The organism is Paenibacillus sp. SAFN-117 (genome assembly GCF_051966115.1).
Classification (GTDB): domain Bacteria; phylum Bacillota; class Bacilli; order Paenibacillales; family NBRC-103111; genus Paenibacillus_L; species Paenibacillus_L residui.
Genome location: NZ_JBQCLK010000035.1, coordinates 1 through 15,490 on the forward strand (window position 1 = coordinate 1; position 15,490 = coordinate 15,490).

At 49.5% G+C, this 15,490-nt stretch carries 9 protein-coding genes and 2 pseudogenes; 6 read left to right on the forward strand and 5 right to left on the reverse strand.

Going from position 1 to position 15,490, the window contains the following annotated elements:
• Positions 1-276: 276 nt before the first annotated feature.
• The 3 genes and pseudogenes from ACTHRH_RS20110 to ACTHRH_RS20120 all read left to right on the forward strand — a co-directional run bounded on the left by ACTHRH_RS20110 (position 277) and on the right by ACTHRH_RS20120 (position 1,581).
• Positions 277-510: a hypothetical protein gene (locus ACTHRH_RS20110; protein WP_440417349.1), complete on the forward strand. Its 234-nt coding sequence runs from the start codon at positions 277-279 to the stop codon at positions 508-510.
• Positions 488-928 (forward strand): annotated as a pseudogene (locus ACTHRH_RS20115) (transposase); the annotation flags it as partial. The gene ACTHRH_RS20110 and the pseudogene ACTHRH_RS20115, both read left to right, overlap by 23 nt.
• Positions 929-1,173: 245 nt before the next feature.
• Entirely contained in the window at positions 1,174-1,581 is a 408-nt protein-coding gene (locus ACTHRH_RS20120) for a hypothetical protein (protein WP_440417351.1), read from the forward strand.
• A gap of 35 nt (positions 1,582-1,616) precedes the next feature.
• On the opposite strand, the gene ACTHRH_RS20125 is transcribed toward ACTHRH_RS20120, so the two are convergent.
• On the reverse strand, positions 1,617-2,783 hold the full coding sequence (locus tag ACTHRH_RS20125) for a hypothetical protein (RefSeq protein WP_440417353.1): 1,167 nt from the start codon (positions 2,781-2,783) through the stop codon (positions 1,617-1,619).
• 22 nt (positions 2,784-2,805) lie between these two features.
• On the opposite strand from ACTHRH_RS20125, the pseudogene ACTHRH_RS20130 reads away from it, so the two are divergent.
• Positions 2,806-3,568, forward strand: a pseudogene (locus ACTHRH_RS20130) (reverse transcriptase domain-containing protein); the annotation flags it as partial.
• Positions 3,569-4,242: 674 nt separating this feature from the next.
• On the opposite strand, the gene ACTHRH_RS20135 reads toward ACTHRH_RS20130, so the two are convergent.
• The 4 genes from ACTHRH_RS20135 to ACTHRH_RS20150 all read right to left on the reverse strand — a co-directional run bounded on the left by ACTHRH_RS20135 (position 4,243) and on the right by ACTHRH_RS20150 (position 10,193).
• The gene (locus ACTHRH_RS20135; protein WP_440417355.1) at positions 4,243-6,357 is read right to left on the reverse strand and encodes a transglycosylase domain-containing protein; all 2,115 of its coding nucleotides are present in this window, start codon (positions 6,355-6,357) and stop codon (positions 4,243-4,245) included.
• A 203-nt stretch (positions 6,358-6,560) separates the two neighbouring features.
• Positions 6,561-7,502: a YihY/virulence factor BrkB family protein gene (locus tag ACTHRH_RS20140; RefSeq protein WP_260982223.1), complete on the reverse strand. Its 942-nt coding sequence runs from the start codon at positions 7,500-7,502 to the stop codon at positions 6,561-6,563.
• A gap of 152 nt (positions 7,503-7,654) precedes the next feature.
• A complete protein-coding gene (locus tag ACTHRH_RS20145; RefSeq protein ID WP_440417358.1) occupies positions 7,655-9,799 on the reverse strand; it encodes a heavy metal translocating P-type ATPase in 2,145 nt (714 codons plus the stop codon).
• Between the two features lie 64 nt (positions 9,800-9,863).
• A complete protein-coding gene (locus ACTHRH_RS20150; protein ID WP_144941212.1) occupies positions 9,864-10,193 on the reverse strand; it encodes an ArsR/SmtB family transcription factor in 330 nt (109 codons plus the stop codon).
• A gap of 306 nt (positions 10,194-10,499) precedes the next feature.
• Here ACTHRH_RS20150 and ACTHRH_RS20155 point away from each other — a divergent pair, with 306 nt between their 5' ends.
• Both ACTHRH_RS20155 and ACTHRH_RS20160 read left to right on the forward strand, forming a co-directional pair.
• A complete protein-coding gene (locus ACTHRH_RS20155; RefSeq protein ID WP_440417360.1) occupies positions 10,500-13,709 on the forward strand; it encodes an Ig-like domain-containing protein in 3,210 nt (1,069 codons plus the stop codon).
• A gap of 207 nt (positions 13,710-13,916) precedes the next feature.
• Positions 13,917-14,876, forward strand: coding sequence for an MraY family glycosyltransferase (locus ACTHRH_RS20160; RefSeq protein WP_144942044.1), 960 nt, complete (start codon positions 13,917-13,919; stop codon positions 14,874-14,876).
• Positions 14,877-15,490: the final 614 nt, after the last annotated feature.

Genomic DNA, 15,490 nt, shown 5'->3' on the forward strand with positions numbered 1-15,490 from the left:
TCATCATCTGATGGTGCCGCGGTCAGCAGCATGGGGGTCTACCTTGAAAATCCATCCATTTTCATCATCTGATGGTGTCGCGGTCAGCGGCATGGGGATCTAAATGGAAAATCCGTCTATTTATATTTTCTGCTGGTGCTGTACAAGCAGTCTCTCGCTGAATGGCGCGTCTAACTGGATTTCATACAGGCCTGTTGATTTAACAAAATGGATAGAAAAGGCCACCAACTGGTTAATCGATTGTATACGACTACTCTCGATCCAGGAGGCGACCTCATGAACAAGTTTACCATGTTCCTGAACCTGTTTCAAAGTGCAGTAACTGAAGAAGAAGTAAAAAAGATTGTCGCGCAAGTCGGTTACGAGGATACTGCCCGAAAATGTACTGTTTATCAGTTGGTTATCGTTCTTTGCCCAAGCTGCATTCGGCCAGTGGAGAAGTTATCGACATGGTGCACTTCAAACTTCACTATGTGGTTTGCCAAAGATGGATTATTCGTCCTTATCTAAAAAGGCCAAAGATGTTCCCTTTGAGATCTTTAAACGGCTTTTTCATCTTTTTGTTCAAAAATGTAATCGCCGAACCCAAAGAAAGCTTAAATTTCCTAAAGAGCTCCTCGTTACAGATTCGACCAAAATTACGGTGGGAGTAGGAAGACTACCTTGGGCTCCATTAAAAGGCAGTCGAGCCGGTGTTAAACTCAATGTGGCCTTTCGCCCATCGATTGGGCAACCGCATCAAGTGGTAGAGTCGACAGGGAATTACCATGATATTTGTAGCAGTGATGCGCTTTTCGATTCTGCTTTTATTAATGTTGCCGACCGGGCCTATGCGAAGTGCACGCGATTCGACAATTATGCGGAACAGAAACGTGATTTTGTGATTCGGTTGAAGGATGAGGTAGTTCTTCATGAACCACGCCCTTCTCGTCGCCAAAGATCAGTGGACTCGTTTATTGAACTGGACGCCGCAAGGGCAGGGAAAAAACTGTCTGCTCTGATTCAGAGTCAACTTCAGCAGTGGATTGCGGCTTTACCCAATTACATCAAGGCTTATTTACCAATTTCATGCTGCGAAAGTTGAGTTACTAATATTCAAACAAATTTTTTAAGAAAAAGCGTGATATATACATTTCTTTATTCGTCTATATCGTATAAGGGAGGTAATAAGGTATGAACAAGAAAATCAGTACAGCTTTGTCTGCTTTAATGCTAATTTTAGCTTTCACTGCCATTCTGGGATGTACAAATAAAGATGAAATTATGAAGGAATTACTTTCTGATGAACAAGGAAAGTATAATATCCATATCTTCGTAGGTGCTAGGGGGGAAGACGTATATGAGTTAGGAAATGAGTTTACCAAAGTTATCGATTCTGACCCTGAGATTATTAATAAAATAGACCAATACTCTATATTCTATAAAAATTCTCCCAATAAGAAAGAAAAAAATTATTTCAAATTGTTGCCTACGGATAAACTACCATGTTTTGTTGTGTTTGATACCAAGGGTATCATTTATTACACCAATGAGGTTGAAGATTTGTATAAATTTAATGACATTATAAAGGAATCTAAGTGAAAAAGCAGCCAAAAGGCTGCTTTTTTATTTTTATTTTACCGAACGTTTGCAGTAAAGTTAGACAACGGAACATCTTCTGCAAAATTGATTGCTTGGGCTGGAATATCGCCAAAGTAATAGACACATCCAAACCTGGCATGTGAGCCGGAACTGAACGTAACGGTTCCCGGTGCGACATTTCCTTTTATTCTGCCGTAAATATAGAAGGAGTCTATCGTCTCTCCACTATTCTCAAATGGAACCCAAATATTATTTAAGTCCCAACGAGCGGTATTACCATCCCCTGTTGTGTTAGAACCGCTTAATGCAATAGGAATGGATGCCCCCAAAGAAATGCCCCCGAAGAGCCGAATCGAAACGGATATATTAACTGTGGTTGGTTTGTCATTCGGGAATACTGGATAAATTAGCATTGAAGCACCTGATGTTCTCTCAAATCTGAAATTAAATCTCGACATACCTGATTGATTTTCAATGATGGTACCTCTTCTTCCATAAGGGTCAGTGTAGTTCCACAGCGAGCCGGAGGGTTTAACTTTAATCTGCATGTTGTTATCTCCGCCGTTCCCAACCAAGTAATTTTGGTCCCAGAGCTCACCAATATAATAATTGCTTCCGTATTTATAATTGACTACCGTATTATAGTCGATGCCATTACTAATCGTGGCATCCGACTGAACTTCAGCTCGAGACTTCTTAAGACTCATAGCGATATCTTGCTGCAGATCGATACTTTTTGCAAACCGGATCGTGGTATCTTCATAAGTAATTTCGGGGGTATCATTAACACCCAACGTCTCATTGTTTGATACTACTTTTTTTGTGATTACAATGTTACCGTTTGCATTTTCAGGTTTATCATAGACAAGCATAAACGATAAGAACTCATCCTCGTTGATTTCACTATGCCCTCGTAATGTAGTAGTCCCATAAGTAGAATTGTACTGCTTGATATACGGGACTTGTGATAAGGAGATCGTTTCTTTATCCGTTTTTAGGTTCAAATCCACTGCCTGATCATCCGTGATAGACAGTGACAAATTTTCAAACGCAATTTCTTTGTCATAAGTTTCTTCGTTATATTGATATACATTGGTGAAATTTAGTTCTTTTACAGCATCTGGTTCAATAAGATTTTCAGGTTTGTTAGTCACTGGTTCTGCAAATACGCTGCTTGATACCAAACCAATGGCTAAGAGCATGGTTAGGGATAAACTTCCAAATCGACGCAGTGTGCTGCGACGGATGACCACGGTTATTGATGTCGACCTGTCTCGTTACTTTGACACCATACGGCACTCGATATTGTTGGAAAAGATCGCAAAACGTGTCCAGGACCCGCAGGTGATGCACCTTGTGAAACAGGTCATAAAGGCAGCGGGCAAGATCGGCGTACCGCAAGGGGGCCCGTTTTCACCGTTAGCTTCCAACATCTACCTGAACGAGGTCGACTGGAAGTTCGATGCCATCCGACGGAAAACAGCGGAAGGAGACTTCGAAGCGGTCAACTACCATCGGTTTGCCGATGATATGCTGATCACCGTGAGCGGTCACTCCAGCAAACGCGGATGGGCGGAACTAGCCTTGCAGCGACTGCGGGAACAATTGGAGCCCCTGGGTGTGGAACTTAATCTGGAGAAAACACGTATGGTCAACGCCCTGAAAGGCGACGCTTTCCCTTTTCTGGGATTTGATCTGTGCAGAGTGAAGAACCGAAGCAAAACCGGCCAGAGACATCGTAAAGGAGATCAACGCGATACTGGCTGGGTGGGTGAACTATTTCCGCGTGGGGAACTCCAGTGGCGCATTCAGCGAAGTGCGCGACTACACGGAGATGAAAATCCGGACACTGCTGACCAGAAGGAAACGGAGGCGAAAAAGTAGCATCGGATGGCGGAGATGGAGTAACGAATACCTGTATGGCGTACTGGGGCTGTATTGGGGCTGGAAAGTCCGACCGCTCAAAAACGCAACAGGATACCGATGAAAGTGTTCGCCATACCGATAGGTCCCATAACCCTTTCGGCGAAGTTTGCTGGGTGAGCTGCTTGAGGGGAAACCTCACGAGCAGTTCTTATGGGGAGGGGCTGGAAACGGGTCTGACGACACCGCGCCAGTCCTTTACCCGACAAGTATTCTTCCGCTGGATTAAACAGCATTTAAATGTCCCTGCGTTATTCGGTACGACGCCCAATGCGGTATACAGCCAACTATATATCGCTTTATTGGTCTATGTGTTGTTAAAGAGTGTTTATGATGAGATTCATCCGAGAGTGCCTATCTTTAGCGATCTCTCTTTTGTCAACTTTACTCGCCGACTTAGTCTGCAACTTTTGCCCGCTGATTGAGTTGTTTTGCTCTATCAATATAGGGTTCCAAATTATGGATAATCAACAGGCCTGTATTTCATACAGTTAGTTTGTGCCCTCCGAAGCGAATGATGGAAACTAAATGGAAAAACTACAGCTAGTTTGTGCAAAAAAGGCGGTTTCAGCAAAAAGCCTTGATTCTAAATGTAGTTTTTCCATTTACTTTAATCATTTTCCGCCATTCGCTTAAATTTACCTGCATAAAATACAGTTAGACCGTGGAGGATCCACCACAAGTAATGGTTTTCTACTTGTGCAACCGCGCTGGGAGTCGCGCGCGGTTTTTAGTTAATTAGTCCTTTTCTTTTTTCCTGTTTTCTTTTCCTTTGTCGCTATTTTTGTTTTTCGACGGGTTCGGCTTGTTCTTTTCCTCTTTTTTCTCCTTTTCCTTATCCTTATCCTTGTTCCAGTTGGGGAACAGTTCCTGGCCTGTCCACAAGTTCCAATGATCACGGTAAGAAGCGGGGACCTCGAAAGGCCGGACCGGAACTCCCTGCAATGCCCGGGACATGATCTCCCGGAACAAGGAAGCGGCGGCTTCCGAGCCGGATGACTCCAGATAATGGTTGCGATCGGTTTTGTCATAACCCAGCCAGACGGCCGCTGTCAGCTCCGGTGTATACCCGACGAACCAGGCGTCTTTCGAAACCGGTCCGGTAATACCGGCGAATTCCTCGGTATCCGGGAGCTGGGTGGTTCCCGTTTTGCCGGCGGTCGGACGATCCAACCGGGCCTTGGTTCCGGTGCCGTAGCGGACGACATTTTCCAACAGGCGGGTCATCGTGTAGGCGTGCTCCGGCGACGTTATTCGCTTGGGCTCAGCATGGGCCTCTACCAGGACATACCCATCCTGGGTCGTAATTTTAGTGATCGCATGGGCCTCGTACATCATCCCCTGATTGGCGAAGGCACCGAAAGCTTGAGCCATCTGCAGCGGGGACACCCCTTCGGACAATCCGCCGAGCGCTATGCTGAGATGGCGGTCGTCATCGGACAGAGGGATGCCCAACGAACGGGCATAATCCATTCCGGCATCGATGCCGATTTCATTCAGCAGCCAGACCGCCGGAATATTCCATGAATTAGTCACCGCTTCGGCCAGGGTTACCTGTCCCCGATATCGGTGGTCCCAATTTCGCGGTTGGTACCCGTTGATATTCAGCTCACCGTCGTACAGCCGGGAGTAGGGAGTATATCCCCGCTCCAGAGCCGGACCGTAAACGACAATCGGCTTGAAGGCGGAGCCCGGCTGTCTCTTTAACTGGGTGGCCCGATTGAAGCCTCTGAATACTCCTTCGCCACGGTTGCCCACTAATGCCCGTACTCCTCCGCTGGAATGGTCCAGGAGGACGACACCGCTCTGAATCTGCTGGTCTTCCTTGCCGGCGGGGAAGAAGCGGTCGTCCATATAGACCTCCTCCGCCGCATTCTGTGCAGCCGGGTCCAGCTCGGTATAGATTTGCAAGCCGCCCGTCAAAATCTGCTCTTCCGTAAATCCATATAATGAAACAGCTTCCTGGATAACATAGTCACGGTAAGAGGGGTATTTCCCCTGCAGCCCTTCTTCCTGTGCGACGGATAGCACGATTGGCGCGGAGACGGCCATCTGATATTCTTCTTCAGAGATATATTGCTGTTCTCTCATCAAAGCAAGTACGGTATTTCTTCGCTCCAGCGCCTTCTCCCGGTCTTTCAAGGGGGAGTAGTGGGTTGGGGCTTTGGGCAGCCCGGCCAACAGTGCCGCTTCTTCCAGTGACAGCTCTCCGACCTCCTTGCCGAAGTAGCGCTTGGATGCCGATTGTACGCCCCAAGAGCCTTCCCCGAAATAAACATTATTCAAATAAAGCTCCAAAATATCGTTTTTATCATAGATCATATCTATTTTTAATGCATAGGCGGCTTCTCTCAGCTTCCTGGAAAGGGACTTGTCCGAGGAGAGAAACATGTTCTTGGCCAATTGTTGGGTTATGGTGCTGCCGCCTTCTGCCCAGCTTTGGGATTGCAGGTCCCGGATAAGCGCACGGCCAATCGACAGCACATCGATTCCCGGGTGTTCATAGAACCTCTTGTCCTCCACCGCTACTATGGCATTTTGCAGATGAACGGGAATTTGATCCAAAGAGACAGGGATGATTCTGGAAGAGGACAATTGCGAGGCCTTCTCCCCATAGCGGTCATAGATGAATGACGGGCGGGGTAGCGGGTTTTCCAAAGAAGAAACATCTACTTGGGCAATTCCTACGGCAGCCGTAACCGATAACGCGATGAACAGCATCAACGCGGCCAGGAACAGGCGCAGACCCCACCGGGGCCGGGAGGACTTCCGCTTGCGCTTCTTGCCTTGAGCCGATTTCTTGCCTTGGGTCGGCGCCGGCTGCTTGGCGGATCGAATATGTATTTTTACCATGGTGTTATGCTCCTTGCCGAAATACTGCAGTAAGTTCCCTATAACATACGTAAGGAAAGGCAGATTTCGGTCCGGGAGACTGGTGGCGGGCCCGGGAATAGGCTTATGGGGATCGCCTTGAGGCGGATTGTTCCACAAGCTTTCTATGTGCATCTATCGTTCCGAGCCAGTGCGGATCCGGGCGAATGCGGCCGGGGAATCCGTTAGTTCAAACGAATGGGTGGATCATTTGGTTTATCCTTCTTTTTCCTTTTCCAGGGGAAGGGCAGGAAGAAGAGCTTGTCGGGAGGATCGATTTTGCCTTCCCGCAGGAAAGTGAGAGCCGCATTAATTTCGCCGCCAATCACGATAATCGTACTGCTTATATAGAGCCAAATCAGAAAAACAATCATTCCTCCTATGCTTCCGTATGTTTTCGAATAAGAGGAAAAATGATTGACGTAGAAAGAGAACAGGAGCGAAACGGCCACCCAACTGGCGGTAGTAAACAAAGCTCCCGGCACCGTTTCTCTCCAAGTCGTCGTCCGATTCGGGCTTAACCGGTATAGGATCATAAAAATCGTGGTCATGATTCCAAGCGGAATGGCATACTTCGCCCCATTCCATACGGCGTTGGCGACTTCAGGCAGCGGCAGCAGAGCAAGCAGGTGTTCGCTGACCACTTTCCCGAAGATAAGGACGATGAGACAGAAGAGGATGATGAACGTGATCAATAAGGTGAAGAGGATGGAAATTCCCCGGACCTTCCAATAAGGGCGGGTCTCCTTCTCGCCATAAGCTTTGTTCAGTCCCTTCATGATAGCCATCGTTCCTTTGGAAGCGGACCAGACAGCGGCGATCATTCCGATGGACATCAGGGCTCCGCTGCTTTCCAGCTTAAGCTGGTGCATGTATGTAAGGATGGTTTGGGTAGATAACTGCGGAAGAAGGATGGCGGCCGACTCGATCATCTCTTCCGGGGTGACCGGCAGGAAGCCGATCAAGGAGGCAAGGAAGATCAGGAACGGGAAGAATGACAGGATTAAATAATAGGTCATCTGGGCTCCCAAAGCAGGCACTTCATCCTCTTGGAAACGGGTATACAGGTGGTATAGAAAAGAGACGGAACGTTTGATGGGTGCCCCTCCTTTCTTCGAATATGGCAAGCCAAGTCAGAGCTTATTACCCGGCCAAGGAATAATGAATCAGGCGGAGAAGTATGTGTCTTATATATAACTATAGAAAAATAGACGCAGCGAAACAACCGTCTTCCGAGAAGGATGGTTCAAGCGAAAAAAAAGACCCGCCGCAGAAAAATCTACGGATGGGTCACTTTCTTGGATTCAATGAGAATCGAGAGGCTGATTAAGGTGACGAGGATGGTTGCTCCCATATCGGATAATATGGCTATCCATAAGGTCAGCAAACCGGGCACGGCGAGAATCAGCGCGATCAGCTTAAGCCCGAGGGACAGGCCGATATTCCAGCGGATGATGCGGTTAACGCGGCGGGCCAGCGAGATGGCCTCGGGCAGCTTGCCCAGGTGGTTCTGCATCAGCACCACGTCGGCCGTTTCGATCGCGCTGGCGGTCCCTTTGCCCATGGCGATGCCAAGCCGGGCGGTCGCCAGGGCCGGCGCGTCATTAATTCCATCGCCCACCATGGCGACAGCACCTTCGGCAGACAGCTTGCGCACAAGGTCGACCTTCTCGCCGGGCATCAGGCCGCTGTAAGTGTCGGAGATTCCCGTCACTCTTGCCACTTTGGCGGCCGACTTCGGATGGTCTCCGGTCAGCATAACGGTCCGGCGGATACCCAGTCGATGCAGGGCGGAGATGACGGCAGAGCTCTCGGGCCGGATCTCGTCAGAAATCCCGAACATGCCGAGCACCCGGGCCTCATCGGAAACGATGACGATTGTGTGGCCATCGGCCTTCAGCTTCTCAATGTCTTCCTGCACCGATGCTTGCAGGCTTAAGTGAGCAAGGCTCTTCTCATTGCCGATCCAGTAGCGCTCTCCCTCCACTATGGCGGTGATGCCTTGTCCCGGAATGGTCTCCGATTGTTCGGCATCCGCCGGCAAAATTCCGTTCCGTTCCGCTTCCCTAAGAATGGCCAGGGCCAGCGGATGCGAAGACGATTTCTCCATAGCGGCGGCGGCTTTCAGAAAGCGTTCCTGATCATAGGCAATCATCTGTTCCACATAAGGCCTGCCCGTCGTGAGCGTCCCGGTCTTATCGAAGGCGATCGTGTCGATCTTGCCCAATTGCTCAAGATGCGCCCCGCCCTTGATCAGAATCCCATGCCGGGCATTTCTCGTAATTCCGGACAATATGGCGACCGGGGAGGACAGAATCAGGGCACAAGGGCAGCCGACGATGAGAACGGCCAAGCCTTGGTATAGCCAATCGACCCAATTCCCACCGAAGAAGAGCGGCGGAATCAGAATGACGAGAGCGGAGACGACCAGGATGAGCGGCGTATAGTATTTGGCAAAGCGATTAATAAACAGCTCCGTGGGCGTTTTCGTTTCCTGGGCTTCCCGGACCAGATGCAGAATTTGGGCCAGGGAGGAATCCTCGTAACGCTTCTCGATCCGTATCTTCAGGACACCTTCATTATTAAGGCTTCCTCCGAAGACTGCCTGATCCGGTCCCTTGTCGACGGGAAGAGATTCTCCGGTAATCGCCGCTTCGTTAACGGAACTGACTCCCTCAACAATTACGCCGTCGGAAGGAATCTGATCCCCCGGCCGCACCAGAACCAGATCGCCTGCTTGAAGGGAGGTTACGGGCACGACCTGCTCTGCTGTACCTTTAATCAAGATCGCCTCACGGGGAGCCGTCTTGAGAAGGGCATCCATAGACCGTCTGGCCTTCTCCATGCCCAATCCTTCCAGATGTTCATTCAGACCGAAGAGAATGGCGACAAGGGCGGCTTCCTTCCATTCGCCGATAGCGGCTGCTCCGACCAAAGCGATCGTCATTAGCGTATCGATCGTAAATTCAAGCCGGAACAGGCGTTTAGCCCCTTTAATAAAGGTAGTCCGACCGCTGAGCAGCGCGGAGACAATGAATAAGGCAATGATAAGGTATAAGGGCAGATAGCTTTCCAGAACAAGCGCCAATACATAAAGAACCGCCGATAAACCAAGCTCGGTCTTGCTGTTCCACCAAGATACCCGGGCGGATGAGGAATCGGTATGCTCATGAGCCGAATGGGCGCCGGTAGAATCGCCGGAGCGGTGCAAGGATTTCTCCTCGCCATCCTCGTGTTCGATATAAGCTCCTTCTTCCTTCAATATTTTCTGGATTTGCCCGTAAGGTATCTGCTCATCGACCAGAAGCCGGCCGCTGCTGTAGGAGAGGGCGGCCGTTTCTCCATGCTCCAATTTCTGAATCCGGGCCTCTAATTTGCTGGTGCAATGCGCACAGGAAAGTCCGCCGACTTTATAGGTTTTCATAGGACATCCCTCCAGACGGTATAGGAATCAATGCAGGAACGTTGTCGGTTTTCTATTGGCACAGCTAATCATGGCATGCGTGATCGATGGCCTCATTCAGCAAATCGATAACGTGCTGATCGTCTATTGAGTAGAACAAAGTGGTTCCTGCTCTGCGGAACTTGACCAGCCGCAAATTTTTAAGAAAACGAAGCTGATGGGATACAGTGGACTGCAGGAGGGACAGCTCTTCCGCAATTTCATTCACTGAACATTCCTTTTGCGAGATTAAATATAAAATGCGGATCCGGGTGGAATCGGATAACGCTTTGAAGGTCTGGGAAACGATAAACAGCGTTTCGTCGTCTAATTCCTTACAATGGATAGTGTTGTCGGTTTTCGAGGTTTCATCCATTTCGGCAGCCTCCTTGTTATCTATACTATATATGATAATATGAATATGTGTTCATATAATAAACCAAAATGGGCATTCTGTCAAATCCTGCCGATGAGGATACATCATAATACGAGAACAAACAAAGTAATGAAAGTACCAGAAAAAGTAATCGCTTTCAAATAGTCATTTGCTATTTCTAGAAGTATACTTTTGGTAAAGATGGGAGAGGAGGAATTTTTTGCAAGTGAAAGGAGGGAAATGGGGAAGGAAGAATACGATAAAGGCCCACCATTCATCGGTCTAACCCTTAAGGAGGGAAAAGCAATGAGGACAAAGGTATATTGGTTGCTATTGCTATCGTTAGTCTTTGGTCTGGCGGGAGCCGGACAGGCAGGGGCGTGGGACGCCATGGACGAGAACGGGAACAACGAGCCCGCATCACAATTGCTTAAGATTGAAATTGAGACCGCTTCCGGAATATCTAGAGAAATCCAGGTGGTGGACGCACCGGGTTCCGGCGATTACTTGGCGGTGCTGACGGACCGTTATGGAGAAAGAACAAACAACACGAGTAAATATAATGTAGCCGTGCAAGTAGACAGCAGCTTCACGGTCACCCAAGTAGCCAACAAGGCCCCTGCTCCGGGAGCAACCCCGATCTGGCAGGATTCGCCCAACCTGGAGATCCCCGCGGGAGGCTTCGTTCTTCTGGCTGTAGACGATTCTTATCAGCAGAAGGGCTTCAAAAAATTCGCCGCCGAAAATTTCGACGTCGGTGATAAGGTCAAGCTTAAACTGGATGGACAAGCCGTAACGATCGAGGAGTTTAAGAGCAGGACCGAAGAGCTGGCCCAGCCCTCTACGCTGATCTTGGATCAGGATAACATGTTTACGGTTCCCCAAGACCAAAACCGGGCGATATTGTCGGGAAAGCTCACCAACTATGATAAAGAAGGCTCTTATCAAATCTTCATTGCGAATCAGCCTGTATCGATCCGGGATGACGGCACCTTTACCCATGAAGTCGACTTGGAGCCGCAAACGAATTATATCGAGGTGAGGATGAAGCGGGGAGAGGTGATTCAGAACCGGTTCTCGGTCGTTGTCTATCGTTATATGCGGCTGCATGATGAACGGGAGGTGTACTTGTGGATTGAGCAATCGACCAATCTTAACAAGTACCCTTCCTCCGAGGCGGTGCGCAGAATGCTGGTCAAGGCCAAGGAGGCCGGGGTGACGGCGGTCGCTTTTCCGGTGAAAGGACACGAAGGATTCGCTTCCTATCTGCATAACGAAATTTCGGGAATTCCCCACATCAGCCGGATAACGGAACCTTCCAAGAGAGGAGTTCCGGCGGACATGGACGTTCTGCAGGTTTTTATCGATCATTCCCGGGAGCTTGGACTAAGAATTGATGCGGTCTTCAATCTGTATGGCTCCGGCACTGCAGTCGATACCGGTCTTACCCCGGAGCAATTCGCCGATTTCGAGGAATGGGTCTACCGTCCGGAGGACGGAGGAAGAATCGTTCCGATCCGGCAGAGCCGATATAAGCCTTCGGTATACTTTCTGAATCCGGCGAATGAACGCGCACAGCAATATCAGATGAAGGTTATAGAAGAAGTGATGCGCTATTATGATGTCGACGGGATTGTGCTGGACAGGGCCAGATATGATAACCTCTATGCCGATTTCAGCGACCTATCAAGGCTGCAGTTCGAAAGCTATTTGGCCGGCAAAGGAAAATCATTGCAGCGATGGCCTCAAGACGTTATGGAGCACCAGTATGATGAACAGGGAATTTATATGAAGACCGTTAACGGACCGTTGTTTTATGATTGGCTGACTTACCGTTCCACTGTTTCCAAGCAATTTTTCATTAATTTGCGGGAGAGGATCGATCAGATCAATGCGGAAACCGGGAAGCAAATTCCGTTCGCCATCTCCATGGGCTCCTGGTACTCATCTTATTACGAGGTAGGGCAGAACTGGGCCAATCCCAATATTCCGTATGATTCCAGGTTGGGTCTGCCGCTGGCGGAGCTATATACGGAGGAGTATACCCAAACCGGCTTCGGCACCAAGGACATCTTTGATTATATGATTCTCGGCACTTATTATAATACGCCTTCGGCCGTCAAGCGGGGCATTACCATGATCCATACGCTTCTGGAAGAAGAATTTCCGGTTTATGCCGGTTTTCAGCTTCAACAGCTTCCGGACCCCGAGGATCAACGCGAATCATTCCAGGCCGCGCTCAAATTTACCAACGGCATTAAGCTGTTTGATCTGTCCGTCATTAATTGGGATGTGCAAAAAGCGGCGCTGGAAGACCGGCCTTATGTCAAGCCGTACCAGCTTGGCCTCAGCATCCCGGACCAGTATGAGCTTCCCGAGCATTTGCGGCAGTATGTCGCTGACGGGTATATAGAAGCGGATTTCTATAACCAAAATCGGGGAATTGGCACGATCGCCGTCTATTCGGATGAATTCGGACCGACTACGGGAACGTCGGGAAGCTACGGGGTTGAAGTAGTTGTCGGCGCCGACGGCAAGGTGCTGGATGTCGTCAACAAACAGCAGGCGATCCGTTGGAATTGGAGCGGCAACCGGCCGAATAACAGCGTGATTCCGAATGGAGGCTTCGTCATCTCCGCCCTTGACAATGACGGTGTTCGGACCTTGCGCCAGCTTCTGGCTTACGTATACAGCGAAGGGGATCTCGCCAGGGCGGCCGCGCTGCGCGGACATCTGGACTATGACGGAATCACCACCTCTGATTCCGTGCTTGAAATGAAAGGGAATGTTCAGGTGCTGGGGCCGGGAAGGGCACAGGTGACACTGAACGGCATGCAGGCGGAAATGGACGAATACGGCGATTTCGTTGGCCGGGTGGATCTGCGGCCGGGATTGAATACCATCCGGATAGACGTGTGGGTCGATGGAAGAAAAACGAACAGCCAAACGGTTAGAGTAACGCGGAATGAGGCGGAGCTGACAGGCCTCGAATTCGAACGAGACGAATATGTGCTTCGTACCGGGGAATCCGTACACCCCCGCCTGACGGCGATCTATTCGGACGGCAGCCGCAGCGTTCCCGGCTCAGGTGTTGAATACCGCTCCAACCGGCCGGAGGTTGTCTCCGTAGCTGCGGACGGCACATTAACCGGCCTTAGACAGGGAGAATCGGTCATTACAGCCGTATACGGGAATCGGGCGGCGGAGACCTTGGTCCGGGTCTCTCCGGCGGCACAATTAGTAAGCATCGAAGTGGACGATAACGATTACAGCCTGATTGTCGGACAAACCCATCAAACGGAAGTGACAGCCGTCTATTCGGATGGAACCCGCGAACGGGTCACCGCAGATTCCTTCCTCTCCTCCCATGTACGGGTAGCCGATGTGTCCGAAACGGGGCTGGTGACCGCGCTCAAGCCGGGCCGCGCCGACATTACGGTCGAATACGGAGGGAAGAAGGCGGTCATCCGGGTCAAAGTCTTTAACAACGACAACGGCAAAGGGAAAAATAAATAAGCCTGCCGATGCAGGTGTCGACAAATCCCGAGCGAAGCTGTGCGGATGCCCGGGCGGAGAGCGTCCGGGATGGCGAAGAGCGGCACAAAGACTGCCGGGGTTTGTCGGAAAAACAAAACTTTTATTTAAATAAGCGGCAGGAACATGATATAATGATTCTGGCTCTGCAATATATTTCCTTTAGCAATTTAGGAAGGAGGAGCAGTCATTCATTATCTTGCCGCTTTTCTATTAGCACTTTTTATCGTTTATTTGTCTATTCCTCTTCTGAGACGTTTTGCAATTAAAATCGACTTCGTGGACAAGCCTAAAGAAAATAATGCCAGGAAGTTACATAAAGAGCCGGTTCCGTTAACGGCCGGCATCGCCATTTTTGTCGGATTTGTCGTTTCCTATCTGCTTTTTAACGAGGCGCCGTGGGAAGAGACCGTGGCTGTGCTGGCGGGCTCCCTGCTGATCCTCGCCATCGGTACGATCGATGATTGGTACAAGACCCAGGGCAAGGAATTTCCGGCTTGGCCCAAGTTTTTGGTGCAGATCTTTGCCGCCTATCTCATTTATCAGGCCGGTATCGTGTTTGTCGGATTCTACAACCCGTTTACCGAGCAAATGGTCGTTCTGCCGACCGTTCTCCAATTTCTGCTGACGGTTACGTGGATTTTCGGAGTGACGACCGTTATCAATTTCTCCGACGGGATGGATGGGTTGGCCGGCGGGCTGTCCGTAATTTCGGCAATGACCTTGTTTATTGTGGCCGTCACTATGGGCCAGAGCGATTCCGCAATTATGGCCATTACCCTCGTGGGAGTCGGCCTCGGGTATTTGAAATACAACAAGCCCCCGGCGAAGATCTATATGGGGGATGCAGGAGCCACTTTCCTCGGCTTCATCCTGAGCGTCATTGCTTTGGACGGAGCCTTCAAGCAAGCGACCGTGCTGTCGTTATTCATACCGATCCTGGCACTGGGTGTGCCGATATTCGACAATATTTTTGTCGTTCTCAAGAGGTTTAAGGACGGCAAGCCGATCTACAAAGCGGACGCCACCCAGATTCATTACCGGCTGCTGTCCGCCGGGCTGAACCCGAAGCAAATCGTTACCTTCTTATGTCTGGTCAGTGTATGCTTTAGTCTGACCTCGATTATTCTTCTGCTGCTTCAGGTATAAGTATAGAGGTCTTCTACGGCCGACCCAATAAGAATACATGGCAAAGGAACCCGCGCACCGGCGGGTTCTTTTTATTACCACATTAGAAAGTTTAAGTTCATTAAAGCATTAAAATGGAACAACTTTCTAATTGGCATAAAAAGCTACCTTTAAAACCGGGTTATTCATCTTCGAAGAGGCTCCGTTAGGAGCTTTTTTTACCATATAGAAATTGTTAAGTTCTTTAAAGAAAAGAATTCCTATTGGCATAAAAATCCACCTCTAATACCGGGTTAACCTGCATGGTTTGGTTTTTAACGGACCTCAGAGACCTTAATCGCTCCGGAAGGGCCTTTCGCTAACTTTTACGGACTCAGATGACGTTATTTCCAAGAACTGCCCGCGAAAGTAGGGGAATTCTATGCAATAAGCGCAATTGTGTCCGTTAGTCTAAAAAAACCGCCTAATTTGGCGAAATAGGGTCTCTCAGGTCCGTTCATTTTCCCAAGCACCTGCACACTTGCATGTCATTTCCCGATTATAATAAACCCTCTCAAGGCTATACGATAAAGCTCCCGTTCACCTGTTCAGCCGGCCTTTTTGACTCCACTTTCACGGGATCCTTCGCTGTAAAC